This is a genomic window from Amycolatopsis sp. lyj-23 (assembly GCF_046549135.1).
Lineage (GTDB): Bacteria > Actinomycetota > Actinomycetes > Mycobacteriales > Pseudonocardiaceae > Amycolatopsis.
In genome coordinates, this window is the sequence record NZ_JAJPWN010000002.1 from 125,056 (window position 1) to 148,458 (window position 23,403).

Here is a 23,403-nt window from a genome sequence, read left to right on the forward strand (position 1 = left end):
CCGGTCACCGGTTCCCCGACCAGCTCAGCACCGACACCTGGCGCGCGCCCGGCACCGGGTTCGCCGGATCACCGTCCACATAGGCCACCCGCGCCCGCGCGGCCGGGACGCCACCCGGCGCGCAGGTGGACGAACCCGGGCACACGTACGCGGCCAGGTAGACCCCGAACACGAACCCGGGGGAGTCGTCCGGAACCTCGACGACCGCCCCGCCGAACGTCACGCTCCCGGTTTCCTTCACCCACAACGACCGCGCGACGACGCCGAAGCGGAAGATCGGCTCGGTCGCGTTGTTCAGCGTGACGTCGAGGACGCCCTTCGGGGCGTACGTCGTCCCTTGCACGTAGAACCGGTTGCCGGAGTTGTTCACCGCGGTCACCATCGCGCACGCGGCGCTGCTCGGGTACAGCAGCTGGGTGCACCCGTTCTCCGCGCGCAGGGCGGGCGGGGTGTAGGCGAGGTCGAGCTGCAGCGCGTCCACCAGCTCGGTGCCGTCGTGCTTGACGGTCACGGTGTAGCCGAGCTGCCCGCCGGTGAAGGTGCCGTCGTACACCGCCTGGGCCAGCTGGCTCGTCACGTCCGTGACGTCGGTGGCGGCGGAGCCGTCGTTGGGCGCCGACAGGGTCAGCGGGATCGCCGGGCCACCCGTTGGGGTGAACTGGGCCGTGCGGGCGTCCTTGCTCGCGCCCTGGTCGTTGCGGTGGGTCACCCGGATCTTCGCCGACGTCAGGAGAGTCCCGGCCGGCGGTGTCGCGGCGGGGGAGAAGCCGGTGGCGCTGAGGGCCGCACTGCCGCCGCTCTTGCCGGGTGCGACCCAGGCCGCGCCGCGGCCATCCACTGTGGACAATCCGGCCGCGGTGCCGGTGAAGCCGCCCGTCAGGGAACCGGGGACGAGCGTCGCGGTCACCGGGGTCTCCGCGCCCGAGGCCAACCCGTAGAGGGCGACCGGCGGCCGTTCCGCGGTGTAGGTGCCGCAGAGCTCCGCCTGACCGGCCTTGACCGCCAGCCGGCTGTCGCCGCCGAAGACGAACTGGACGCCGACGGCCTTCGCGTCGTCGATCGGGTTGTCGCACGCACCGGGGATCTTCGCCGGGACCGGCGGCTTGGCGGTGGTCCGCCCGCCGTCGTCCACCGGCGTGCCCGCGACCAGGTAGCCGTTGTCGACCGTCCACGTGTCGTCGCCGCCGGGCAGCGACGGCGGCCGGACCGCGGCGCTGTTGCGGAAGTCGAAGTAGTACGTGCCGGGGGTGAACCAGAACGTGCTGTCCTTGCACCTGCTGCCGCTGGACATCATCGCCGACAGCCCGGCGGCGTCGTCGTAGAAGCCGGGCTGGAAGGTGATCAGCGACGACGTCTTCGTGCACGCCGGCAGGGCTTGCCGCGGCGGCACGGACGTCAGCGCGGGCGCGTAGCCGGGGTCGGCGCCGAGGCTCGACCCGCCGTACCCGCACGAGGGCGCGGGCGCGCTCCGGATCGTGCCCGCGCACGCCCCTCGGGCGTACACCGCGGTGTTCGTGTCGAGCGAGCCGTTGACCACGCGGATGTTCGAGTTCGAGTACACGATCCCGTGCACCCGGAACGACGAGCCGGACGGCTGCTGGATGTTCAGCCCGTCCTCGCCCCCGGTGCCCAGGGTCAGGATCGCGTTGCCCGGCCGGTTGCACACGCTCAGGGACGGGCACTGGATCCGCACCTTCGCCGGATCGGCGGTGCACGCAACGGCGGCCGAACCACCGCTACCGAAGTCCGGCAGGCTCAGCGTGTCGGACGCGCCGAAGCAGTGTTCGCCGGTCGCGCCGGTGAACGCGCTGGTCCGGATCGCGTTGATCCCCGCCTGCAGCGCGCCGTCGGCGGTGTAGGCGGACGCGGCCTGGTCGCGCAGGTTCACCGTGGTGCGGACGCTGGTGTCGGCGAAGGACAACAGGGCGCCGAGCACGACCGCGACCACCGTGACCAGCACGAGCACCAGCGGCAGCGCGGCCCCGGCGTCGTCGGCCTTCCGACGGCGGTTCACGTCTGCCTCCGTTGCCCGAAGAGGGTGATGGGGTAGGGGTCGGTATTGCTCGCTACCGCGCTGAAGGTCAGCTTCACCCACACCGGCACGGCGGCCGCGGTGCAGGCGCTCGCGCAGGTGACCACGGGCGTGGCCGGATCGACGTGGTGCGCGACGACCGAGTCGGACACGGTCGCGGAGTCCAGGCAGCGCAGCCGGTGCAGTTCGGTCCCGGCCAGGTGGTAGGCGACGATCGCGGTGCGCCGGGTCGCGGACGGCGTGCTGGTGTCCCAGTCGTCGGACAGCAGCCGGAGCACCGAAACCGGCGTCGCCGCCGTGCCGCAGACCTGCCCGCCGCTGTCGTAGGCCGCGTTCAGCTGGACCGACGGCGAGAACGGCACGGCACCGTTCGCGACCAGCCCCGAATAGTCGCGGAGGCCGACCGCGGCGACGTCCTGGGCGAAGAACGCCGAGCTCTGCTGGGCGTCGTGGGAGACGGCCAGCCGTGCCGACGTGGCATCGGTGTTCCGGATCGAGACGATCACCGCGTTGGCGACCGGCGCGGCGACCACCCCGAGGATGACGAGCACGACCAGCAGTTCGACCAGCGTGAACCCGGCGTCGGACCGCCGGCTCAGCACAGCGGCTCCCCGAGCTTGCACGGCTTGCGCAGCACGACTTCCAGCCGTTCGCTCGCGCGGCCGTCGAGGCTGGCGACCTGCAGGGTCACCTGCTGCAGCCCGGTGTCGGTGCCGCAGGTCGCCGACCACGCCGAGCCGGTCCAGTACTTCACCGAGGCCACCGAGCTGCCGAACCCCGGCGGCACGGTGAACCCGGCGGGCGAGGCGTACTTCGCCGGCGCGGCGCACGGGAAGTAGCCGCCCGCCATGACGGCCTCGCCGAAGTCGCGCACGCCGGCGCCGGCCGTCGCCTCCTTGCGGTGGACGTCGGACATCAGCACGCTCACGCCGATCCCGCCGACGACCGCGACGACCGCGACACCCAGGATCGCGACCGCGACCAGCAGTTCGAGCAGGGTCTCGCCCCGGTCACCGTCGCCCATCAGACGTGCACCTGGCCGAAGATCCCGTACATCGCCGAGACGAGCGCGATCGCGACGAACCCGACGACCAGCCCCATCACGACGATGACGGCCGGCTCGAACAGCGCCGTGAGCTTCTTCAGCCGGTAGTCCAGCTCGCCTTCGTAGTACTGGGCGGTGACGTGCAGCTGCGTGTCGAGGGTCCCGGTGTCCTCGCCGACGCGGATCATCTGCGCGGCGGTCACCGGGAACAGCCCGGAGCCGGTGAGCGGCCGGGCCAGGCCCTCGCCGGCGAGCACGGCCTGCGCGACCCGGCCGAGCGCCCGCATGAACACGCGGTTGCGCAGCGAGTCCGTCGCCACCCGCAGCGCCTCCGGCAGCGGCACCCCGGCGCTCACCATCGACGACAGGATCCGGCAGAACCGTTCGACCAGCGCGTGCCGCACGGCCGGCCCGATCGCCGGGACGCCGAGCAGTGCGCGGTCCCGGGCGTACCGGCCGCCGGGGGTGCGTACGGCGGCGAGGTACAGCACGATCACGGCGAGCAGGGCGGCCAGCAGCGCCCACCACCACGAGCCGAGGAAGTCGGTGACGGCCAGCAGCATCCGCGTCGGCAGCGGCAGCTTCGCGTTCAGGCTGGCGAAGAAGGTCTTGAACCGCGGCAGCACGAAGGTGGCGAGCACGACGACGGTGACGACCGACATCAGCGCGATCATCGCCGGGTAGATCAGCGCGGCCTTGATCTTGCGCCGGGCTTCGAGGTCGCGCTCGAGGTAGCCGGCCAGCTGGTCGAGGACGACGTCGAGCTGCCCGGTGAGCTCCGCCGAGCGCAGGATCCCGCGGTAGAACTCGGGGAAGATCTTCGGATGCCGGTCGATGCAGTCCGACAGCCGGTCGCCGCCGCGCAGACCGTGTTCGACGTCCCGCAGCATCCGCGCCACCGACGAGTTCGCGGCCTCGTCGCCGAGGATGCGGACGGCGTCGATCAGCGGCAGCCCGGCCCGGACGAACGCGCCGAGCTGGCGCGAGAGGTGCATGACGACCTCGCGCTTCACCCGCGGCGCGGTCAGCTCCCGGCTCAGCACGCTCTTCTTCTCGGTGACCTCGATGTCCCGCAGCTCCCGCTCGTAGAGTGCGAGGACGGCGGCGTCGGCGTCGGCGGCCTTCTGCACCCCGTGGGTGCGCCGGCCGTCCGGGCCGGTGGCGACGTAGGCGTACCGGTTCACCGCGCGCCTCCGGTGAGGTAGATCGACCGCAGCACCTCGGCCGGGGTGGTGACGCCCTCGGCGACCAGCCGCAGTGCCTCGTCCTGCAGCGTCCGCATGCCTTCCTCGCGGGCCAGTTCGTGCACCTCGCGGTGCGGCGCGCTCTCCAGCACCAGCGTGCGGATCCCGTCGCTGACCGGCATCAGTTCGTAGACGCCGGTGCGGTCGAGGAACCCGGTCTGCGCGCAGAAGTTGCACCCCGCCCCGCGGACGAACCCGCCCGCCGGCCCGGCCGCCCCGAGCGAGTCCAGAAAGGACATCTCTTCGGCGGCGGGTTCGTAGTACTCGCTGCAGCGCGCGCAGATCCGCCGGACGAGCCGCTGGGCCAGCACGGCGGTGACCGAGGACGCGACGAGGAAGTTCTCGATCCCCATGTCCAGCAGCCGGTGCAGCGCCGAAGCCGCGTCCGTGGCGTGCAGCGACGAGAGCACGAAGTGCCCGGTGAGCGCGGACTGCACGGCGATCCGCGCGGTGTCGACGTCCCGGACCTCGCCGACCAGGATGACGTCCGGGTCCTGGCGCAGGATCGACTTGAGGCCGTCGGCGAAGGTGACGCCGGTCTGCTCGTTGATCTGGATCTGGTTGATCGAGGACATGGTGTACTCCACCGGGTCCTCGATGGTCATGATGTTGCGCTCGCTGCTGTCGAGCTCGCCGAGCGAGCCGTAGAGCGTCGTGGTCTTGCCGCTGCCGGTCGGCCCGGCGCAGATCACCATGCCGTACGGCGACTGCAGCGCCGCCGCGTACCGCGTGGCCATCCCGGCGGGCATGCCCAGCTGCGGCAGCCGGAACAGCGGGCGGCTCTTGTCCAGCAGCCGCAGCACGACCTTCTCGCCGCCGACGACCGGTGTGCTCGCCACCCGGATGTCCACCGGGCGGTCTTCGACGTCCATGCTGATCTGGCCGTCCTGCGGGCGGCGGCGCTCGACGATGTTCATGCCGGCCAGGATCTTGATCCGGCTGGTCACCGCGGGCCCCATCGAGCCGGGCAGGTCGAGGACGTCGTGGAGCACGCCGTCGATGCGGTAGCGGACCCGGATCCGCTCGGCCTGCGGCTCGACGTGGATGTCGGAGGCCCGGTCGCGCAGGGCCTGCTTGATCATCAGCGCGACGACGTGCACCACCGGCGCGTCGTCGGTCGCGGTGGCCGGTGCCTCGGCGCGCGCTGCGTCGCGGCGCACGGCGTCCCGGGCCTCGAACGCCCTGACCTGCTGGTCGACACCCGTGAGCGCGCGGTAGGTGCGGCCGATGGTGGCCAGGATGTCGGCGCGGTCGGCGACGGCGACGGTCACCGGGCGGCCGAGCGCCTCCTGCAGGGCGGGCGCGGTGGCGGCGTCGGCCACGGCGACCAGCACGCCGTCCTCGCGGACGGCCAGCGGGATCGCGCAGAGGTCGCGGGCCTTCGCCTCGCCGAGGAGGTCGGCGGCGGCGCGGTCGGGGGTGACCGTGCGCAGGTCGACGGCGCGGGGCTGGGTGCGGAGTCTCATGCCGGCACGCTCCGGGGCCGCGGCCGCGGGTCGATGTCCTGCGGGTGGAGGCTGCGGGCGGCCGCGTCGGCGGGGGAGACCAGCCCGGCGGCGACGAGCTCCGACAGCGACTGCTCGAGGGTCACCATGCCCTCGCGCCGCCCGGTCACCAGTGCGTTGCGCAGCTGGTGCGCCTTGCCCTCCTTGATGAGGTTCCGCACGGCGGTGTTCGCGACCAGCACTTCGAACGCGGCGACGAGGCCGCCGCCGACGCGGGGGAGCAGGCGCTGGTGCACGATCCCGGTCAGCGCCGCGGCGAGCTGGACGCGCACCTGCTCCTGCTGCCCGGCCGGGAAGACGTCGACCATCCGCGCCAGCGACTGCGCGGTGTCGTTGGTGTGCAGGGTGGCGAACACGAGGTGCCCGGTCTCGGCGATGGTCAGGGCGAAGCGGATCGACTCGAGGTCGCGCATCTCGCCGACCAGCAGGACGTCGGGGTCCTCCCGCAGGGCGCTGCGCAGGGCCGCGGGGAAGGACTCGGTGTCGGTGCCGACCTCGCGCTGGTTCACCGCCGAGCGCCGGTGTTCGTGGACGTACTCGATCGGGTCCTCGACGGTGAGGATGTGGCAGGCGCGTTCGGTGTTGATCCGGTCGATGACGGCGGCGAGCGTGGTCGACTTCCCGGAGCCGGTCGGCCCGGTGACGAGCACGAGACCCTGGTGGCGGCGGGCGAAGTCGGCCAGCACCGGCGGCAGGCCGAGGTCGGTCATGCCGGGGATCCGGCGCGGGATCATCCGCAGCGCGACGACGGTCTCGCCGCGCTGGGTGAAGGCGTTGCCGCGGACGCGGGCTTCGTCGCGCCAGCCGAAGGAGAAGTCGAATTCGCGGGCGGTGCGCCACGCCGTGGCCTGCTCGTCGATGAGGAGCTCGGCGAGCAGGGCGGCGGTGTCGGCACCGGTGAGGACGGGGTGGCCGGGGACCGCGGAGAGGTCGCCGTGCACGCGCAGCTGGGGCGGCAGTCCGGCGGTGAGCAGCAGGTCGGTGCCACGCGCCTGCCACAGCGCCTCGAGCAGGCCGTCGACGCGGCTGCCGATCGGGGTGGGCATGGGTTCCCTCCGGGCGGGTGCCCGCGGGGTGGGTCGCCCCACCCCGCGGCGAGGTTTCAGTGGGTGCAGGCGCCGGTCGCCTTCACGACACCGGCGGCGATGCTGATCGTGTAGCCGTTGGTCGTCGACGGCTCGTCCTTCAGGTAGCCGGCGGTCTTCAGCGTGGCCGGATCCGCGGCGTAGCCACCGGTCTTGGCGTAGTAGGCCTCGTTGGCGGTTTCGACGCTCTTCCAGTCCGCGTTGCACGCGGCGGCCTTGCCGTCGCCGTTGAACGCCGACACGGCGAACACGACGACCCCGGCGAGGACACCGAGGATCACGACGACGATGAGCAGTTCGATCAGGGTGAAGCCGTCCTCGTTCGCGCGAGCGGCACGCAGTCTCTCCAGCATGGTGGTTCCTTTGTGTTGCAGGGGGTTCAGGCACGTTCCGGAGTCAGCAGGCGGCCACCTCCACCGATCGCGTCCCCTTCCAGGCGCCGGCGGTCGCGCGCACGCTGACGTACACCTTGTTGTTGCCCGGCAAGGGGATGGTGGCCGAAGTGGTCGTGGTGGTGCCCGCGGTGGAGACGGGCCCGCCCGCGCCGGTCGCGGTCAGGAGCTCGAACCCGGGCGGCAGCGCCGTCACCGGGTAGGACCAGTGCAGCGTGGCCGAGGGGCCGCCGTTGCTGCTGTTGCACTTCGCCGAGTCGACGACCGGCTGGCCGGGCGGCTGCAGCTTCAGCGCCGCCGCGTACCCCGTGCCGGGACCGGCCTTGAGCCACGCGGCCTCGGCCTTCGCCGCGCCGACGGCGACCAGGCCGCTGATCGCCGTGGTCCACGCCGCCGCCACCAGTGCGGCCGCGAAGACGACCCTGGGCGTGCTCATCCGCTCACGACCGTGACCGTCACCGGGATGGTGAACAGCGCGCCCTGGCAGCCGTCGTCGGACGCCGTGCTCATCGACACCGCGCCCGCGAGGGTGAGGGTGGCGCTCCCACCCGCGGGCACCGTCGTGTTCGGCGACTGCGCGGTCAGGGACACCCCCGTCGTGGTGCAGGTGCCGGTGCCGGCGGACCCGGTCGGCGTCCCGTTCGCCGCGACGCCGCTGACCCTGACCGGGTACGGGTTCGGGTTGTTCACCAGGATCTTCGCGTCGCCCGCCGGTCCGCCGGGGTAGAGCAGGCCGCTGGTGAACGCCGAGGCGGCCACCGTCCCGGTCGTCGGGGCGGAGGCGGTGCCGGCCTTCGCGTTCGCGGCGCCCGAACCGGAGCTCGTCCACGCCGCGACGGCGATCCCGCCGCCCAGCGTCGCGCCGACCACCGTGGTGACCACGAGCACGCGGCGCAGGGTCGGGTTCTTCATGGCTTGACCGCCGTTCCTGTGTAGGTCAGGGGAAAGGTGACCGACCGGCACGCGTCGGGGGTGCCGGGCAGCATGTGCGTGGTGAGGGCGACGTCGGCGGTGCCGTTGCCGGCCACCGTGACCGGCCGGGCGAGCGCGTCGAGCCGGACCGAGGCCGCCGGGCAGGCCGGGACCGGGCGGCCGCGGCTGTCGACGGGGGCGCCGACCGTGGCCGTCACCGTCTGGACGAGGATCGGGAAGTTCTCCGCGTTCGCCAGCCGGATCCACCGGCTGCCGGTCGCGCCCGGGACGAGCGCGGAGGCCCGGCCGGGCACGTCGGCGATGCCGAACTGCTTGATGCCGCCGCCGTTCGCGGTGCTCGCCACCGGCGCGGGGCCGAGCGCGAACCACGCGAGGACGACGGCCGCGAGCGCGCCGGCCGGAAGCGCGAACCGCCACCTGGACATCGGGCCGCCGTCCGGTGTGCTCAGGCGTTGGACGCGAGGGTGGCGGTGAGCGGCAGCACGAAGGTCTGGCCCTTGCAGGCGTCGGTGGCGCCGCTGCTCATCTGCGCGTGCAGGGTGTAGGTGCCGCTGCCCTTGGCCGCGATGGTGCCGGTGGTGCTCGCGGGCGCGGCGCTGGTGACGGTGCCGGCGGCACAGCCGTTCACCGCGTCGGAGGAGCCGGCGCTGATCGAGGTGACGACGACGGGGTAGTCGTTCGGGTTGTTGACGGTGACGGTGAAGTCGGTGCCCCCGCCCGGGTAGAGCGCACTGCCCGACCCCGCGGGCGTGATGGCCGAGTTGAGCGAAGTGGTCGAGGTGACCGAGCCGGTGCCGGCGCCGGAGCTGGACCAGGCGGCGTAGGCGACACCGGCGACGAGGACCACGCCGGCGGCGCCGAGGACGACCGCGGACCGCTTGCTGATGTTGCGCATGAGTTCTCCTTGGAGCTGGTGGAATCGGGTGGCCGGGGCTCGGTCGCGGTCCGGCCGGTCCGGGTGGACCGTCACGAAGAGTGTGCGAAGTCACTTCCGGGTTTCACTCCGGGCGACCGGCCCGACTGCGTGGGCCGGAGGTCCCTTGATCCGCGTTCCCGGACGTGTTACGCGCGCGTAGTCGGGCCGCGGCGACGTCGTGGCACAGAGAAAAAGTTCTGATGCGGGACTGTGACCTGCGACTTTGTTGACACGATCGGCCGAATGGCGGCAACCGTCCCGTGATCTTGCCGAAGGCGCTCGGTGACCTCGGCTCGCCCGTTCGCGGGCCGGACAATCGCCTTCGGGTGATAACGTTTCGTGACAATTCTTCGGTTGATGAGTAACCGTCGAAGAGTCCCGCGGCTTCCCGGATCAAGGCTCACGCGAACCGACCATCCAGGTACGCAAGCCGACCGCCCGGGTACGCAAGCCGACCGCCCAGGTACGCAAGCCGACCGTCCCGGCACACATGTCGCGGGGATGCGAAGCTGGCCGGAGGGTTCAGCCGAGGTCGGCGTTGTCCCGCAGCCGGCGCAGCACCAGGGCCAGGTGGAGGCGGAAGCGGCCCGACGGCGAGTCGACCTCGAAGCCCAGCACCGCTTCGGCACGGGCCAGCCGCGCGGGCATCGTGCTGTGGTGGCGGTGCAGGGCCGCGGCCGCTTTGCGGGCCGATCCCGTGGCGCACAACGCGTCCAGGGCCGCCAGGGTGTCGGCGCCGTGGTGTTCGGCCGCCAGGTGGTCGAGCGCCCGGACATCGGGCAGTTCCGCGAGTTCCGCCGGGTCGAGCTTGCCGGCGAGCGCGGCGAGTGCGCCCAGTCGTTCCCACCACACCACCGGTTCCGCGGCCGAGGTGAACCGCAGGGCGGTCCGGGCCGCCGTCCAGGAGCGGGCGACGTCGATGGCGGGGCCGTCCGGGCCGATGCCCGCCCGGGCCCCGTCCGGCAGCGAGGCGACTTCGCCCGGCAGCAGCACCGCCCGCACCCCGCCCAGGCGCGCGGACCGCCCGGCGAGTGCGTCGACGCCCGTGCCGGCCAGCACGCGCAGCCGGGTCGCCGGTCCGAACCCGAGCAGGTGCAGGGCGCGCGCCCGGTCGGCCGTGCCGGTGGTTTCGGACAGCACCAGTTCGACCAACGCCGGATCCCCGAGCTCCGGTCGCGGCACACCCGAGTGCTCCAGCAGGATGGCGACGGCGATCGCGAAGCGTTCGAGCAGCATGTCGTCGAGCGGGACGGGCGCGCCGTCCCGCGCCACCCAGACGACGACACCGCCGTCCAGCGTGCGCGTGGCGGCCCCCGCGGGCGCCGTGGCCGGCGTGCCGACACCACCTCCGGGCACAGCCCGCACCGACAGGCCCCGCCCGGGAGCGTGCACACCAACGGGACACCCGGCCAGCTCGGCGGTGCTGCGAACGAGCGCATCGACCCCGGCACGCGCGGCGATCAGGCGATCGAAGAACCCGATCACCCGCACGGCGTTCTCGGCGTCGGCGTCGAGCCCGGACAGCCGCAGCAGCAGGCCTTTCATCCCGCCAAGATAGGCGGGTTCGCCGCCTGAAGGCGAGCACGTCCTGGTTCGCCGAGGTCCAGCTCGGCGATGTTCGCGGCGGATGGCGAAGTTTGCCCCGGGTCGCTGCTTCGCGGAACCCGCCCGGAAGGCTCCGTTGCCGTTCACGGATGCTCGCGGCCGACGGCAAAGACCGCCGGTTTTCGCCGGAACCCGCCAGTCCGCGGTGGGGCCGCCCGCGACCGCAGGACGGCTCGGCGCCGCCCCAGCCGCCGGGTGGCTGGGCAGGCCCCCGCAACCCCCGCCGCCTGGCGGTGGTCCGCATCCCGCTCCACCGCCCATGATCGAGGCATGACCTACGCGATCGATCCCGAGCTGCTGCCCTGGCTGGAGATGCTCCCGGCCGTGACCCTCACCGACCACGAGTCCCTGCTGGCCGCGCGTTCCTCGATGGCGCAGCTGCGGGACGTCGTGCCCGCCTACGAACCCAGCCGTCCTGTCGACGTCAGCGACACCGCCGTGCCCGGGCCGTCCGACGCCGCCGATGTGCCCGTGCGCGTCTACGCACCGGCGAACCGGTCCGCCGCGCTGCCCGGGCTGCTCTACATCCACGGTGGCGGGTTCGTCATGGGCGACCTCGACACCTTCGAAGCCCACCTGCTGCACCTGGTCGACGAACTGGACGTCGTGATCGTCTCGGTCGACTACCGGCTCGCTCCCGAACACCCGTTCCCGGCGCCCGTCGAAGACTGCTACGCCGCCCTGACCTGGGTCGCCGCGAAGGCGGACGAGCTGGGCATCGATCCCGCCCGCCTCGGGGTCGCCGGCGAGAGCGCCGGGGGTGGGTTGTCGGCCGCCGTCGCGTTGCTGGCCCGTGACCGCGGCGGCCCGCGGCTGTGCTTCCAGTACCTCGGCATCCCCGAGCTTGACGACCGCCTGGACACCCCGTCCATGCGCGCCTACACCGACACGCCGGTCTGGAACCGGCCGAACGCCGTGCACAGCTGGCGCAGCTACCTCGGCGCGGAACCGGGCGGCCCGGACGTCTCGCCCTACGCCGCCCCGGCCCGCGCCGCCGACCTCGCCGGCCTGCCGCCCGCGTTCGTGACGACGTGCCAGTTCGATCCGCTCCGCGACGAGGGCCTCGCCTACGCGCAGCGGCTGGCGCACGCGGGCGTGCCCGTCGAACTGCGGCTCTACCCGGGCACCTTCCACGGCTCGAGCCTGGTCGAAACGGCCGGTGTCTCCCGCCGGATGTTCGCCGACGAACTCGACGCGCTCCGGCGCGGCCTCGGCATCACCGCCTGACCGGCCGGGTGCGCGCAGGCCGTCGGCCGCGGCCTGCGCGCCCGCTCGTCAGCCGGCCGGGCTGACGTCGATCAGGACCTTCCCGGTGACGCCGTCTTCCGACGCGGCGTGCGCTTTCGCCGTGTCGGAAAGCGGGAACCGGTGGACCGGCACGCCGCGGTCTTCACCGAGGCGCAGCGCGCCGTCGGCGAACGCCGCCGTGATGTCCTCGGTGCCGGCCCGCAGCTTGTCCTCGCCCACCGTGTACAGCACGAGGAACTGGTAACGCGCGTTCAGCCACAGCGCCTGCCCGAAGTCGATGCTCAGCGTGCCGGTGCCGCGGTCGTTGCCGTAGGCGGCAACCGTGCCGCGCGGGCGCAGCACCTCCGTGTGCAGTTTCGCGTTGACCCCGGCCGCGACCTCGACCACGACGTCGACGCCGTCGGGAGCGATTTCGCGGATCCGGGTGCCGAGCTCGGGATCGGGGTAGCGCAGCACGTGGTCTGCCCCGGCGGCCCGCGCGAGGGCGGCCTTCTCCTCGCTGCTGACCGTTGCGAGCACCGTCGCCCCGGCCCAGCGGCCGAGCTGGATCGTCGCGTTGCCGACCGCGCCGGCCCCGCCGCTGACCAGCACCGTGCGGCCCGCGAGCGCGCCGGGGGAGAGCCGGGCCGGGCCGTCCTCCGCGACCGTCAGCGCCCGGTGCGCGGTCAGGGCCGGAACGCCGAACCCGGCGCCCTCGTCGAAGCCGGCCCCCTCGGGCAGCCGGACGAGCTTCGCAGCCGGGAGCACCGTGTACTCCTGCGCGGTGCCGGACACCGGGCTGTAGGCGCCCGCGATGACCGTCCAGACGCGGTCGCCGGGGGCGAAGCCGGTGACGTCGGGGCCGACCGCGTCGACCACGCCCGCGCCGTCCTGGTTCGGCACGGTTTCGGGGACCTCGGCCCCCGGCTCGGCGCGCAGCCCGCTGCGTGCCTTCCAGTCCGTGGGGTTGACCGCGGACACGACGATCCGGACGCGCACCTCGCCGGGACCCGGGTCCGCGACGGGCCGCTCGATCAGCTCCAGGACTTCGGGTCCGCCGTGACGGCGGTAGACGACTGCTTTCATGCCGGGTGCAATCCACCGGCGGCCCGCGATATTCCCGCCGGTCGCGGAAATGCGCGCCGGAAAATGGTTTTTCGATCGCCAGAAAGGAAGAAAAGGGCGCGGTGCCGGAGATCCCCCGGCCGGGCGATTTTCGGTGCTCGTCTCAGCGGAATCGGCAGCCGTCGCAGAAACTGGGCGCGTGGGAGAGGAAAAGCGCACCCCGGGGGACGAACGGCCGAAGCGCGATGACGGTGAGCCGACGCCGATCTTCGACGCCGTGTTCCGCGCGACGCGTGCGCGGGCGGATACGCCGGATCCGGCGCGGGAGCCGGACGGGTCCGCGCGGTGACCGGACCGCCGAAGTGCAGCACGTTGATCGACATCCGCAGCGAACATGTAGCATCCCGGGTGCCCGCACACCCGTGGCCGAGGAGTGAGCCGTGGCCGGCGTCGTCAACAGCATGATCGCCGCCGAGCACGCGGCGGGAGCCTCGATCTCGGAGCTCGCCGAGCGCTGGGGGATCGACCCCCGGCAGGTCGTCGAGCGCATCTCGGCCGCCGCCCGCTCCTGAGCCCGGCGCCCGGGCTCAGATCGCGCGTTCCCCCTTGCCCAGCACGACGATGCCGCCCTCGCTGACGTGGTAGTGCCCGCGGTCGCGGGCCAGGTCGACCCCGATGTGCGCGCCCGGCGGGACCACGACGTTCTTGTCCAGGATGGCCCGCCGCACCACCGCGCCGCGGCCGACGCGGGCGCCGTCGAGCAGCACCGAGCCCTGCACCACCGCGCCCTGCTCGACGATGACGTCGGGGGAGAGCACCGAGTCGACGACCTGGGCCCCGGAGATGATGCAGCCGTTGCTGACGATCGACTGGTTCGCCGAGCCGCCTTCGACGAACTTCGCCGCCGCCCGCTGGCCGGGGTGGGCCAGGATCGGCCACCGCCGGTTGTAGAGGTTGAAGATCGGGTGCGTCGAAATGAGGTCGGTGTGCGCCTCGTAGTAGCTGTCGATGGTGCCGACATCACGCCAGTAACCGTGGTCGCGTTCGGTTTCGCCGGGCACGACATTCGTGTTGAAGTCGTAGACGGCGGCTTCACCCGATTTGACCAGCGCCGGGATGATGTCGCGGCCCATGTCGTGGTGCGAAGCGGCGTTTTCGGCGTCGGCGTACAGGGCCTCCAGCATCACCTTCGTGGTGAAGATGTAGTTCCCCATCGACACGTACGCCTCTTCGGGGGAGTCCGGCAGGCCCGGCGGGTCCGCGGGCTTCTCCATGAAGGCGTCGATCATGAGCCCGTCGGTGGTCCGGATGACCCCGAACGAGCTCGCCTCCTTGCGCGGTACCCGGATGCCGGCGACCGTGACGCCCGCCCCGGAGGAGATGTGCGCCTCCAGCATCTGCCGCGGGTCCATCCGGTAGATGTTGTCCGCGCCGAACACCGCGATGTACTCGGGGTTTTCGTCGTGGACGAGGTTGAGGCTCTGGTGGATGGCGTCGGCGCTGCCCTGGTACCAGCGCGGGCCCAGCCGCTGCTGCGCGGGCACCGGCGTGACGTACTCGCCGGTCAGCGACGACAGCCGCCACGTCGTCGAGATGTGCCGGTCGAGCGAGTGCGACTTGTACTGCGTCAGCACGCACAGCCGGCGGATCCCGCCGTGCACCAGGTTGGAGAGCACGAAGTCGATCAACCGGTGCGTGCCGCCGAACGGCACCGCCGGCTTCGCCCGGTCCGCCGTCAGCGGCATCAGGCGCTTGCCCTCCCCGCCCGCGAGCACGATGCCCAGGACATGGCATTCGCTGTTCACAGCGACCTCCCGCACGCCTCGTAGAGGGCGACCGTCCGCTCGGCGATCGCCTTCCAGCCGAACTCGCCGACCGCGCGCTCGCGGCCGGCGTTGCCCATCGCGGCGGCCCGCTCGCCGGAGCCGACCACTTCGTTCAGCGCCGCGGCCAGGCCCGCCTCGAACGCCGGCGCGTCCTGCTCGTCGTAGTGCACGAGCAGCCCGGTCCGGCCGTCGTCGACGACCTCCGGGATCCCGCCGACGTCGCTGGCCACCACCGGGGTGCCGCACGCCATCGCCTCGAGGTTCACGATGCCGAGCGGCTCGTAGACCGAGGGACAGGCGAACACCGCGGCGTGGGTGAGCAGCTGCACGACCTCGTCGCGCGGCAGCATCTCCGGGATCCAGCGGACGCCCGTGCGGGTCTTCTCCAGCTCGGCGACCAGCCCGCGGAACTCGGCGTCCAGTTCGGGCGTGTCGGCCCCGCCCGCGCACAGCACCAGCTGGACGCCGGGGTCGAGCTTCGCACCGGCCCGCACCAGGTGCGGCACGCCCTTCTGCCGGGTGATCCGGCCGACGAACAGCACGTACGGCCGGTCCGGGTCGATGCCGTGCTTGACCAGCGCTTCGGTGCCCGGGTCGGGGCGGTAGAGGGTGGTGTCGATGCCGTTGTGGATCACGTGCACGCGCTCGGGCGGCACCGCCGGGTAGGCGGCGAGGACGTCCCGGCGCATGCCGCCGCTGACCGCGACGATGGCGTCGGCGGACTCGTAGGCTTCGCGCTCGATCCAGGACGAGACGCGGTAGCCGCCGCCGAGCTGCTCGGCCTTCCACGGCCGCAGCGGCTCGAGGGAGTGCGCGGTGACGACGTGCGGGATGCCGTGGGTCAGCTTCGCCAGGTGCCCGGCCAGGTTCGCGTACCAGGTGTGGCTGTGCGCGAGGTCGTGGCCTTCGAGGGCGTTCGCCATGGAGACGGCGATGTCCATGGTCGTGAACGCGGGCTGGCGGTAGCCGTGCGGGTCGGTGTGCCCGGTCGCGTCGGGGCGGTCCGCGCCCCAGCAGTGGACGTCGAGGTCGACCAGCGGTCGCAACTCCCGGGCGAGGAACTCCACGTGGACCCCGGCGCCGCCGTAGACTTCCGGCGGGTATTCGCGGGTGAGCAGACCGACCTTCATGATGCGAACCCTAGGGCAGCACCGGGCCGCGGCGCAGTCTGGCGGACCGGGGAATTCCGCGAGTTTCCGTCACTGCCGGGGTGATCGCGGTGCCGTCGGCGGCGCCACCCACCGGACCAGCCGTCCCTCCGGTCCGCTTCGACGGTGTGCGGCACCGGCCTCATCAGCGGTTTCGCCGTCCGCCGAACTCCACTGTGGACGCACTGGCTGGTCAGGACGAGACGGCGCTCGCCCCCGGGACCTCGTCACGGCCGTTCGGGGCCACCGGCCGGCCTTCGACGGCCGCCTGGGCCGCCTCGACCCGGTCGTGCAGCGGCAGCAGCCGGTCCAGGCCGAGGATCTGCAGCGGCCGGGCGACCGCGGACTCGCCCGCGGCGATGGCGTAGGGCACGCCGCGCGCACCGGCGTCGCGGAACGCCTCGACCAGCACGCTGAAGACGGTCGAGTCGCAGTACGTCGTCTCGGTGAGGTCCGCGACGATCCCGCGGACGCCCGCGTGGATCGGCCCCAGCAGCGCTCCCCGCAGGCCGGGTGCGCGGGCCAGGTCCAGCTCGCCCGGGCAGCTGACGATCACGATCCCGTCGTCGGTCGTGGTGGTGTGGCCGGGCGGACTGTGGTCCGTCATCGCTTCCTCCTCGTAGGACGTCCTCGGCGGTGGTACCCACGACGTCGCGAGATCACTCACCGACTCCGGAATGTGCACGATGCACAACCGTTGCGACGCGGTATACCGTGGTCAGGTGACGGAGTCCGGCGGGACGTCACCGGCGGCGGCGCAGCCAGCCGGGCGGCGGCCCGCGTCCGGCCGCGGGGACCGGAGCACCGGCGAGGGTGCGTCCCCGCGGGGCCTGCGTGTCTTCGCCGATGGGGTGGCGGGGACCTCGCTAAACTTCGGCAGTTCACGGTCCGCGAGGCGAAGGGGCACGGTGGAACCCGACAACCACGCGCCACCCGCCGCCGGGGCCTGGGCGCCCGGCAAGGTGGCCGAGCTGCTCGGCGTGTCGCCGGTGACGTTGCGCAGCTGGAGCGCGCGGTACGGGATCGGCCCGGCCGCCGGCACCGGGCGCCACCGGCGGTACTCCGACGCGGACGTCCGCCGTCTCCAGCACATGCAGCGGCTGGTCGCGCGCGGGATGCCGGTGCGGGAAGCGGCGGAGGCGGCGTTCGGCCGCGTGCCGGCCGGGCTCGAGGTGCCGGCCTCCCGGCGTGCGCGTGAGCTCTCCGACGCCGCCGACGAGCTCCGGTACGCCTCGGTGGCGGGGCTGCTGGACGAAACCCTGGGCACGCTCGGCCCGGCCGCGGCCTGGACCGACGTCCTGGCCCCGGCCCTGCGCAGCCTCGGTGACCGCTGGCAGCGCGGCGACGCGTGTTTCGCCTCGGAATGGGCCCTGACGTCGGAGATCTCGCTGGCGTTCGAGCGGTTCAGCCGCCGCTTCCCGGCGGCGGTGCCGGGCCGGCCGGTGCTGCTGGCCTGCTGCCCCGCGGAACGGCATTCGCTGCCGATCGAGGCCCTGCGGGCGACGCTGGCGGAGGCGGCGGTCCCGGTGGCCTACCTGGGCCAGCTGGTCCCGGCCGAGACGGTGGCGGACCTGGCGGCCCGCCTCGACCCGGTCCTGGTGCTGCTGTGGTCGACGGCCCCGACCACGGCCGACGACCTCCTGGCGACCCGGATCCGCGCCATGGGGTGCGACGTGGCCACGGCGGGCCCGGGCTGGGCGCACCTGGCGGACCGGGGCTTCCGCTGGGTGAACGACCTGACCTCGGCGGTGGAGCTGGCGGTCGAGCACGCCACCTGAGGGCGTGGGGTGGCGCGGCGGTTCGGCACCGGCCTCCTCCGGCCGGGTGAGGCCCCGCAAGCCGCACTGCCCTCCGGCCGCACTCGCTCCGCGGTGCTCGATCCTCACCGGACCCGATCGGCGCGTCCGCCCGTGACCGGACCTCGTCCGCCACCGGTAACCGCTGCCGGTTCGTTGCAACGACACCGCATCCCGCTCACCGGGGCACCTCCTCGACATCGATGTCAGCGCGCCGGTTTCTTGTCCTCCTTGTCTTCTTGACGGTGTCGGCGACCGCGGCGGAAGCTTCCTGGCAACGTTGTCAGCCCCACGGCGCCCCGCCCCGCCAGGTCCCGGCCGCCGCTTCGAGAACGGAGTCCGCATGGCGGAGGAGAACCAGGTGACCGCCGTGTCGCGACGGCACGTCCTGGCGGCCGGCACCGGGCTGCTGGCCGGGTTCGGCCTGGCGGCCGTCCTGCCCGGCGTCGCCCAGGCCGCGCCCGAGACCCGCAAGAGCGACCTCGCCCTGTTCCGGCCGGTCCAGGTCTCCTCGACCGGCTACGCCGCCACCCCGGCCGAGTTCGCCGTCGACGGCCTCGCCCAGGTCGGCGTGCGCGGTTCCGGCTGGCGGGCCGCCCAGGGCGACGGCCAGTGGATCGTCGTCGACCTGCAGGCCTCCTGCGCCATCGAGTCGGTGGTCCTCACGTTCGAGGCCCAGCCCGGCGACCCGGCCTTCGACGCCGGTGCCTCCCGGTCCCGGACCAGCGGCTTCGAGATCCAGTCCAGCTACGCCACGGCGTTCGACCTCGACGTCTCCGGCGACGGGAAGGCCTGGCGCACGGTGTACCACACCGACGCCGGCACCGGCGGTGTCGTCACGATCCCGGTGGCCGTCACCGCGCGCTGGGTCCGGTTCTCCGCGAGCCGCCGCTCGACGAGCAACCCCTTGGGCCTCAACGGCTTCCAGGTCTTCGGCACCAGCCGCGAGGCCCGCCCCGCCGTCCGCGGCTGGACGAGCTTCCCGGTCCGCCCGAACGACGACCCGGCTCCGCTGGCCGTGGCGGCCGACGGCACGGTGCCGCTCGAGTCGGGCTGGGTGCTCACCATGGACGACTGGGCGCCGGCCGGCGACGGCAAGGCGCTCTCGTCCGCCGCCGTGGACACCCGGGGCTGGCTGCCGGCGACCGTGCCCGGCACCGTGCTGGCCTCGCTCGTCGAGCAGGGGCAGCTGCCCGATCCGGTGGCCGGGATGAACAACCTGCACGTCCCGGAAGCGCTTTCCCGGCACGCGTGGTGGTACCGCCGCCGCTTCACCCTGCCGCGCGGCCTGGACACCTCGCCCGGCCGGCACGTCTGGCTCGAGTTCGACGGTGTCAACCACGAAGCGCAGATCTGGCTCAACGGCGCCGCGATCGCCACCCAGAGCCACCCGTTCGGCCGCGGTGTCCACGACGTCACGGCCGCGCTCCGGCGGACCGGCGAGCAGGTCCTCGCCGTGAAGATCGCGCCGGTGCCGCGGCCCGGCAGCCCCGGCGACAAGGGCGCGAACGGCAGCTCCTGGGTCGACGCGGGCGGCACGATGTTCGACAACTCGCCGACCTACCTCGCCGTCTCCGGCTGGGACTGGATGCCGGCGGTGCGCGACCGCGCGGCCGGCCTGTGGGACCACGTGCGGCTGCGCTCGACCGGCGCCGCCGTGCTCGGCGACGTCCGCGTCGACACCAAGGTCCCCGACGGCCGGACCGCAGCGGTGACGCTCACCGTTCCGGTGCGCAACGCCGCCGCGACCGCCCAGCGCGTCAAGGTCACCGCCGCCTTCGGCCCGGTGAACGTGACGAGCACGGTCACCGTCCCGGCCGGGCAGAGCGCCGACGTCGTGTTCCCGGAGCAGCGGATCGAGAACGCCGGGCTCTGGTGGCCCAACGGCTACGGCGACCCGACCCTGTACGACCTGACGCTGACCGCGGCGATCGGCGCCACGACGAGCGACCGCCGGACCGTCCGGATCGGCCTGCGCGAGATCGGCTACCAGTACGACCAGCCCATCGTCATCTCCGACAGCCGGGCCACCCAGACCGTCGACCTCGCCCCGCAGAACGCCCGGTTCGTCCGGATGCACGGCCTGCGGCGCGCCACCAGCTGGGGTTTCTCGCTCTGGACGATGTCCGTGCAGAACGGCTCGGGCCCCGACCTGGCCCAGGGCAAGCCCGCGTCGGCGCAGTCGGTGGCCGACGGCAACCCGCCCGAGCGCGCCTTCGACGGCGACCCGAACACGCGCTGGACGTCCGAATACCGCGACGACCAGTGGCTGCAGGTGGACCTCGGCGCCCCGACGGCGTTCGACCGCGTCGTGCTCACCTGGGAAACCGCGTACGCGGCGACCTTCGAGATCCAGGTGTCGCAGGACGGCGACACCTGGACCGGCGTCGCGTCGGTGGACAACAGCCCGAAGCCGCTGACGTTCCTCGTCAACGGCGTCAAGATCTTCGCCCGCGGCGGCAGCTGGGGCTGGGACGAGCTGCTGCGCCGGATGCCCGCCGAGCGCACCGACGCCGTCGTCGCGATGCACCGCGACATGAACTTCACCCTGATCCGCAACTGGGTCGGCTCGTCGTACCGGCAGGAGCTGTTCGACGCCTGCGACAAGTACGGCATCCTGCTGTGGAACGAGTTCTGGGACGGCTGGTCGACCGACCCGGCCAACCACGACACCTTCCTCGCGCAGGCGAAGGACACGGTGCTGCGCTACCGCCACCACGCGTGCGCGACCGTGTGGTTCGGCTGCAACGAGGGCACCCCGCCGGCCGTCATCGACAACGCGCTTCGCGAGATCGTCCACACGAACACCGACCTGCTCTACCAGGGCAACTCGGCCGGCGGCGTGATCACCGGCGACGGGCCCTACTACTGGCAGGACCCGAAGCGGTACTTCACCGGGGAGGCGACCGGCGGGAAGTACGGGTTCTGGAGCGAGATCGGGCTGCCGACGGTGTCGGTCGTGGAGAGCATGCGCAACCTGGTCGGCCCGGACGACCCGGGCTGGCCGATCGGCGCGCCGTGGTTCCTGCACGACTGGTCCACCGGCGGCAACCAGTCGCCGCAGAGCTACCTCGCGGCGATCGACGCACGGCTGGCGCCGTCGACGAGCCTGGCCGAGTTCTGCCGCAAGGCGCAGTTCGTCAACTACGAAAGCATGCGCGCGATCTTCGAGGCGTGGAACGCGAAACTGTGGTCCGACGCCACCGGCGTGCTGCTGTGGATGTCGCACCCGGCCTGGCACAGCACGGTGTGGCAGACCTACGACTACGACCTCGACGTCAACGGCAGCTACTACGGCGCGCGCAAGGGCTGCGAGGCCCGGCACGTCCAGGCCGACCTGACGACGTGGCAGGTGCGGGTGGTCAACCACACGCCGGGTGCGCTGACCGGCGTCACCGCCACCGCCCGGCTGTACGGCCTCGACGGGACGGCGCTCGGCCAGACCCAGCAGCAGAAGCTCGACGTGGCCCCGATTTCCGCCGCGGCCGCGTTCACGGTCCCGTTCGCCGACGGCCTGCCGGACCTCCACCTGCTCCGGCTGACCCTGACCGACGGCCGCGGCGCGGTGCTGTCGGAGAACACGTACTGGCGCTACCGGACGGACGCGGCGATGCGCGCGCTGAACCAGCTCCCGGGCGCGCGCCTGACCACGTCCCTGCGCGCCGACGGCGACGCCTACACCGCGACGATCCGCAACGACGGGCGCACGGTCGCGGCGATGATCCGGCTGTCCCTGCGCGAACGCAACGGCACCGACCGCGTGCTGCCGACCCGCTACGGCGACAACTACTTCTGGTTGCTGCCGGGGGAGAGCCGCACGGTCCACGTCGAGCCGCGGCGGCGGGTGCCGAACGCGAAGCTGCTGGTGGAGGCGTACAACGTGGCGGCGAAGCTGATCTAGGCGTGGTTTTGTCGGTCCTCGCCGCTACGCTCGCGGGGACCGCGGGCGAGGAGTTCCGGTGCGTGGCTGTGGGTCGCGATCCGGAGCGAGTGGAGGGGTGTCACGTGCTCCCCTCACCGTCCGCCGACGACCAGCCCGGAGCCGATCCGGGTCTCGGTTCTCCTCGCCCGCGGTCCGGATCGGGGGAGGGGCGCGTGCGGGAGGAGCTGTACCGGACGGTGCTGGCGCGGGCGGCCTACCAGGACGCGTTCTTCGCCTGGCCCCGTCCGGCGCGGGAGCGGTACGTCGCGTTGCTGCGGGAGGCGGATCCGGCGTGGGCACCGGGTTTCCTGCACTGGCTCCGGACGGCGACCCCGATGCGCTACCCGGCGTTGGCCGGCGCGGCGGCGTTCGTGGCCGGGCGGCTGGAGCGGGGCGAGCACGGGCTGTCGCGGCAGGTGATCGCCTCGGTGCTGTGCCGCGCGGACGACCCGGGCCACCTGCTGGCGTACTGGTCGGCGGCGTACGGACCGCTGCCCAAGCCGGTGAAGCGCGGAGTGGCCGACGCGGTGACCCGCCTGTACGACGAGCCGGCGGTGCTGGCCTACGACGACGCCGGCCACCACTTCGAGCTGGGCTTCACCCGCGCCGACCTGCCGAGGCACGGAGGTATCGGCACACCCCGGCCCCTGCGGTTCGGTGAGGTGATCAGGCTGGCGCACCCCCGGGCCCGCGACCAGGCGCAGGGGGACCTGTTCCGGTACGTCCTGGCTCGGCGGCACGGGAGGGTCCGGGTGGTTCCTGGAACGTTGCCGCTGCTGCGAAGCTGGGCCGGTGCTGCTTCCGAACCGGTGCTGAGCGCCGGGCTGGCGACCCCGGCCGAACTGGTGCTGAGCACCGGGCCGGGGCAGCGGGGAGCGGTGGCTGACGGTGCGGGGCAGGCTGAAGGGGTTGCGGCGGCGCTCGCCGGGTTGCCGATCGAACCGGTGTCCGCTAGCGCTGTGACGGGGAGGCAGGCTTCCGTCGCCTGCGAAGCGGTCGCTGAGCTGCCGATCGGACCGGTGTCCGCGAGCGCCGTGACAGGGGAGCAGGCTTCCGCCGCCTACGAAACGCTCGCCGGTCCGCTGCACCTCGTCGCAGGCCTCCGAGCCCGCTCCGGCCACCCACCACCCGGCCGTCGGCTCGCCGAGCTCCGTCGCGCCGGCACCGGCGAGCAAGCCGCCACCCTCCTCGCCGCCCTCCCGCTCGTCGACCTCCTGGCCGAGCCCGGTGGCCTCGCCCGGCTGGAACCGCTGATCCCGCACCTGCCCCTCGCCACCCTGCTCGCCCACCTGCGCCGGTTCGACGCCGCCGGGATCGGGTTCGAAACCGCCATGGCCATCGCCGCGCGGATCGGCGATCCCGCCGAAGTGCGGGCGTCCGGGCTGGGGCCGATGTCGTTCGCCGCGGCGTGGGGCGGGGTCGACAGCCGGCGGTGGGAGGCCGTCCTCGCGGCCGGGGCGCGGCACAGTCTCGGTGCCGTTCCGCGGCTGCGCGGGCGGACCCTCGTCGCCGTCGAACCGGGCAGCGACACCCGGATCGTCTTCGGTATCGCCCTCGCGCAGCGCTGCGACCACGCCGACGTCGTCCTCCTCGGCGGCGGGCGGTTCCCGCTCGAGCCCGGTGAGTCCCCGCTGCACGCGCTGATCCGCTGGCACGCCACGG

Annotated in this window: 22 protein-coding genes; 5 read left to right on the plus strand and 17 right to left on the minus strand. The window is 73.1% G+C overall.

Annotation, left to right across the window (positions count from 1 at the left end; translation table 11 throughout):
- Positions 1-4 precede the first annotated feature (4 nt).
- The 12 genes from ACLJPY_RS03555 to ACLJPY_RS03610 form a co-directional block, all read right to left on the minus strand.
- On the minus strand, positions 5-2,014 hold the full coding sequence (locus ACLJPY_RS03555; protein ID WP_410586543.1) for a hypothetical protein: 2,010 nt from the start codon (positions 2,012-2,014) through the stop codon (positions 5-7).
- Complete coding sequence (locus ACLJPY_RS03560) at positions 2,011-2,634, minus strand: prepilin-type N-terminal cleavage/methylation domain-containing protein (RefSeq protein WP_410586544.1); 624 nt, start codon at positions 2,632-2,634, stop codon at positions 2,011-2,013. Before ACLJPY_RS03560 ends, ACLJPY_RS03555 begins: the two co-directional genes overlap by 4 nt.
- On the minus strand, positions 2,628-3,056 hold the full coding sequence (locus ACLJPY_RS03565) for a type II secretion system protein (protein ID WP_410586545.1): 429 nt from the start codon (positions 3,054-3,056) through the stop codon (positions 2,628-2,630). Before ACLJPY_RS03565 ends, ACLJPY_RS03560 begins: the two co-directional genes overlap by 7 nt.
- On the minus strand, positions 3,056-4,261 hold the full coding sequence (locus ACLJPY_RS03570) for a type II secretion system F family protein (RefSeq protein WP_410586546.1): 1,206 nt from the start codon (positions 4,259-4,261) through the stop codon (positions 3,056-3,058). The genes ACLJPY_RS03565 and ACLJPY_RS03570 overlap by 1 nt, the downstream gene beginning before the upstream one ends.
- Positions 4,258-5,787, minus strand: coding sequence for a GspE/PulE family protein (locus tag ACLJPY_RS03575; protein WP_410586547.1), 1,530 nt, complete (start codon positions 5,785-5,787; stop codon positions 4,258-4,260). The genes ACLJPY_RS03570 and ACLJPY_RS03575 overlap by 4 nt, the downstream gene beginning before the upstream one ends.
- On the minus strand, positions 5,784-6,872 hold the full coding sequence (locus ACLJPY_RS03580; RefSeq protein ID WP_410586548.1) for a type IV pilus twitching motility protein PilT: 1,089 nt from the start codon (positions 6,870-6,872) through the stop codon (positions 5,784-5,786). The genes ACLJPY_RS03575 and ACLJPY_RS03580 overlap by 4 nt, the downstream gene beginning before the upstream one ends.
- Positions 6,873-6,928: 56 nt before the next feature.
- A complete protein-coding gene (locus ACLJPY_RS03585; protein WP_410586549.1) occupies positions 6,929-7,264 on the minus strand; it encodes a competence type IV pilus major pilin ComGC in 336 nt (111 codons plus the stop codon).
- A 43-nt stretch (positions 7,265-7,307) separates the two neighbouring features.
- Positions 7,308-7,739: a hypothetical protein gene (locus ACLJPY_RS03590; RefSeq protein ID WP_410586550.1), complete on the minus strand. Its 432-nt coding sequence runs from the start codon at positions 7,737-7,739 to the stop codon at positions 7,308-7,310.
- Entirely contained in the window at positions 7,736-8,215 is a 480-nt protein-coding gene (locus tag ACLJPY_RS03595) for a hypothetical protein (RefSeq protein WP_410586551.1), read from the minus strand. The genes ACLJPY_RS03590 and ACLJPY_RS03595 overlap by 4 nt, the downstream gene beginning before the upstream one ends.
- On the minus strand, positions 8,212-8,661 hold the full coding sequence (locus ACLJPY_RS03600; protein WP_410586552.1) for a hypothetical protein: 450 nt from the start codon (positions 8,659-8,661) through the stop codon (positions 8,212-8,214). Before ACLJPY_RS03600 ends, ACLJPY_RS03595 begins: the two co-directional genes overlap by 4 nt.
- A 20-nt stretch (positions 8,662-8,681) precedes the next feature.
- A complete protein-coding gene (locus ACLJPY_RS03605) occupies positions 8,682-9,131 on the minus strand; it encodes a hypothetical protein (protein ID WP_410586553.1) in 450 nt (149 codons plus the stop codon).
- Positions 9,132-9,674: 543 nt separating this feature from the next.
- A complete protein-coding gene (locus tag ACLJPY_RS03610; RefSeq protein ID WP_410586554.1) occupies positions 9,675-10,697 on the minus strand; it encodes a helix-turn-helix domain-containing protein in 1,023 nt (340 codons plus the stop codon).
- Between the two features lie 330 nt (positions 10,698-11,027).
- Here ACLJPY_RS03610 and ACLJPY_RS03615 point away from each other — a divergent pair, with 330 nt between their 5' ends.
- On the plus strand, positions 11,028-11,984 hold the full coding sequence (locus ACLJPY_RS03615) for an alpha/beta hydrolase (protein ID WP_410586555.1): 957 nt from the start codon (positions 11,028-11,030) through the stop codon (positions 11,982-11,984).
- 48 nt (positions 11,985-12,032) lie between these two features.
- Here ACLJPY_RS03615 and ACLJPY_RS03620 read toward each other — a convergent pair whose 3' ends face one another.
- Complete coding sequence (locus tag ACLJPY_RS03620; protein WP_410586556.1) at positions 12,033-13,070, minus strand: NADPH:quinone reductase; 1,038 nt, start codon at positions 13,068-13,070, stop codon at positions 12,033-12,035.
- Positions 13,071-13,248: 178 nt separating this feature from the next.
- Between ACLJPY_RS03620 and ACLJPY_RS03625 the strand changes: the two genes are divergently transcribed.
- Positions 13,249-13,398: a hypothetical protein gene (locus ACLJPY_RS03625; protein WP_410586557.1), complete on the plus strand. Its 150-nt coding sequence runs from the start codon at positions 13,249-13,251 to the stop codon at positions 13,396-13,398.
- A 91-nt stretch (positions 13,399-13,489) separates the two neighbouring features.
- Positions 13,490-13,621, plus strand: coding sequence for a hypothetical protein (locus ACLJPY_RS03630; protein ID WP_410586558.1), 132 nt, complete (start codon positions 13,490-13,492; stop codon positions 13,619-13,621).
- Positions 13,622-13,636: 15 nt separating this feature from the next.
- On the opposite strand, the gene glgC is transcribed toward ACLJPY_RS03630, so the two are convergent.
- The 3 genes from glgC to ACLJPY_RS03645 all read right to left on the minus strand — a co-directional run bounded on the left by glgC (position 13,637) and on the right by ACLJPY_RS03645 (position 16,630).
- Positions 13,637-14,854, minus strand: a complete 1,218-nt coding sequence (gene glgC / locus ACLJPY_RS03635) for a glucose-1-phosphate adenylyltransferase (protein ID WP_410586559.1) — start codon at positions 14,852-14,854, stop codon at positions 13,637-13,639.
- A complete protein-coding gene (glgA, locus tag ACLJPY_RS03640; RefSeq protein ID WP_410586560.1) occupies positions 14,851-16,005 on the minus strand; it encodes a glycogen synthase in 1,155 nt (384 codons plus the stop codon). Before glgA ends, glgC begins: the two co-directional genes overlap by 4 nt.
- 211 nt (positions 16,006-16,216) lie before the next feature.
- A complete protein-coding gene (locus ACLJPY_RS03645) occupies positions 16,217-16,630 on the minus strand; it encodes an STAS domain-containing protein (protein WP_410586561.1) in 414 nt (137 codons plus the stop codon).
- Between the two features lie 301 nt (positions 16,631-16,931).
- On the opposite strand from ACLJPY_RS03645, the gene ACLJPY_RS03650 reads away from it, so the two are divergent.
- Both ACLJPY_RS03650 and ACLJPY_RS03655 read left to right on the plus strand, forming a co-directional pair.
- A complete protein-coding gene (locus ACLJPY_RS03650) occupies positions 16,932-17,801 on the plus strand; it encodes a MerR family transcriptional regulator (RefSeq protein WP_410586562.1) in 870 nt (289 codons plus the stop codon).
- A gap of 361 nt (positions 17,802-18,162) precedes the next feature.
- Positions 18,163-21,720: a discoidin domain-containing protein gene (locus ACLJPY_RS03655; protein ID WP_410586563.1), complete on the plus strand. Its 3,558-nt coding sequence runs from the start codon at positions 18,163-18,165 to the stop codon at positions 21,718-21,720.
- Between the two features lie 113 nt (positions 21,721-21,833).
- On the opposite strand, the gene ACLJPY_RS03660 is transcribed toward ACLJPY_RS03655, so the two are convergent.
- Positions 21,834-23,378, minus strand: coding sequence for a hypothetical protein (locus ACLJPY_RS03660; RefSeq protein WP_410586564.1), 1,545 nt, complete (start codon positions 23,376-23,378; stop codon positions 21,834-21,836).
- Positions 23,379-23,403: the final 25 nt, after the last annotated feature.

Coding starts and splice junctions, on each gene's coding strand:
- ACLJPY_RS03600 (WP_410586552.1), bottom strand. CDS start 8,661: ATGTCCAGGTGGCGGTTCGCGCTTCCGGCCGGCGCGCTCGCGGCCGTC.
- ACLJPY_RS03620 (WP_410586556.1), bottom strand. CDS start 13,070: ATGAAAGCAGTCGTCTACCGCCGTCACGGCGGACCCGAAGTCCTGGAG.
- ACLJPY_RS03575 (WP_410586547.1), bottom strand. CDS start 5,787: ATGAGACTCCGCACCCAGCCCCGCGCCGTCGACCTGCGCACGGTCACC.
- ACLJPY_RS03645 (WP_410586561.1), bottom strand. CDS start 16,630: ATGACGGACCACAGTCCGCCCGGCCACACCACCACGACCGACGACGGG.
- ACLJPY_RS03595 (WP_410586551.1), bottom strand. CDS start 8,215: ATGAAGAACCCGACCCTGCGCCGCGTGCTCGTGGTCACCACGGTGGTC.
- glgA (WP_410586560.1), bottom strand. CDS start 16,005: ATGAAGGTCGGTCTGCTCACCCGCGAATACCCGCCGGAAGTCTACGGC.
- ACLJPY_RS03565 (WP_410586545.1), bottom strand. CDS start 3,056: ATGGGCGACGGTGACCGGGGCGAGACCCTGCTCGAACTGCTGGTCGCG.
- ACLJPY_RS03585 (WP_410586549.1), bottom strand. CDS start 7,264: ATGCTGGAGAGACTGCGTGCCGCTCGCGCGAACGAGGACGGCTTCACC.
- ACLJPY_RS03580 (WP_410586548.1), bottom strand. CDS start 6,872: ATGCCCACCCCGATCGGCAGCCGCGTCGACGGCCTGCTCGAGGCGCTG.
- ACLJPY_RS03590 (WP_410586550.1), bottom strand. CDS start 7,739: ATGAGCACGCCCAGGGTCGTCTTCGCGGCCGCACTGGTGGCGGCGGCG.
- ACLJPY_RS03615 (WP_410586555.1), top strand. CDS start 11,028: ATGACCTACGCGATCGATCCCGAGCTGCTGCCCTGGCTGGAGATGCTC.
- ACLJPY_RS03655 (WP_410586563.1), top strand. CDS start 18,163: ATGGCGGAGGAGAACCAGGTGACCGCCGTGTCGCGACGGCACGTCCTG.
- ACLJPY_RS03605 (WP_410586553.1), bottom strand. CDS start 9,131: ATGCGCAACATCAGCAAGCGGTCCGCGGTCGTCCTCGGCGCCGCCGGC.
- ACLJPY_RS03610 (WP_410586554.1), bottom strand. CDS start 10,697: ATGAAAGGCCTGCTGCTGCGGCTGTCCGGGCTCGACGCCGACGCCGAG.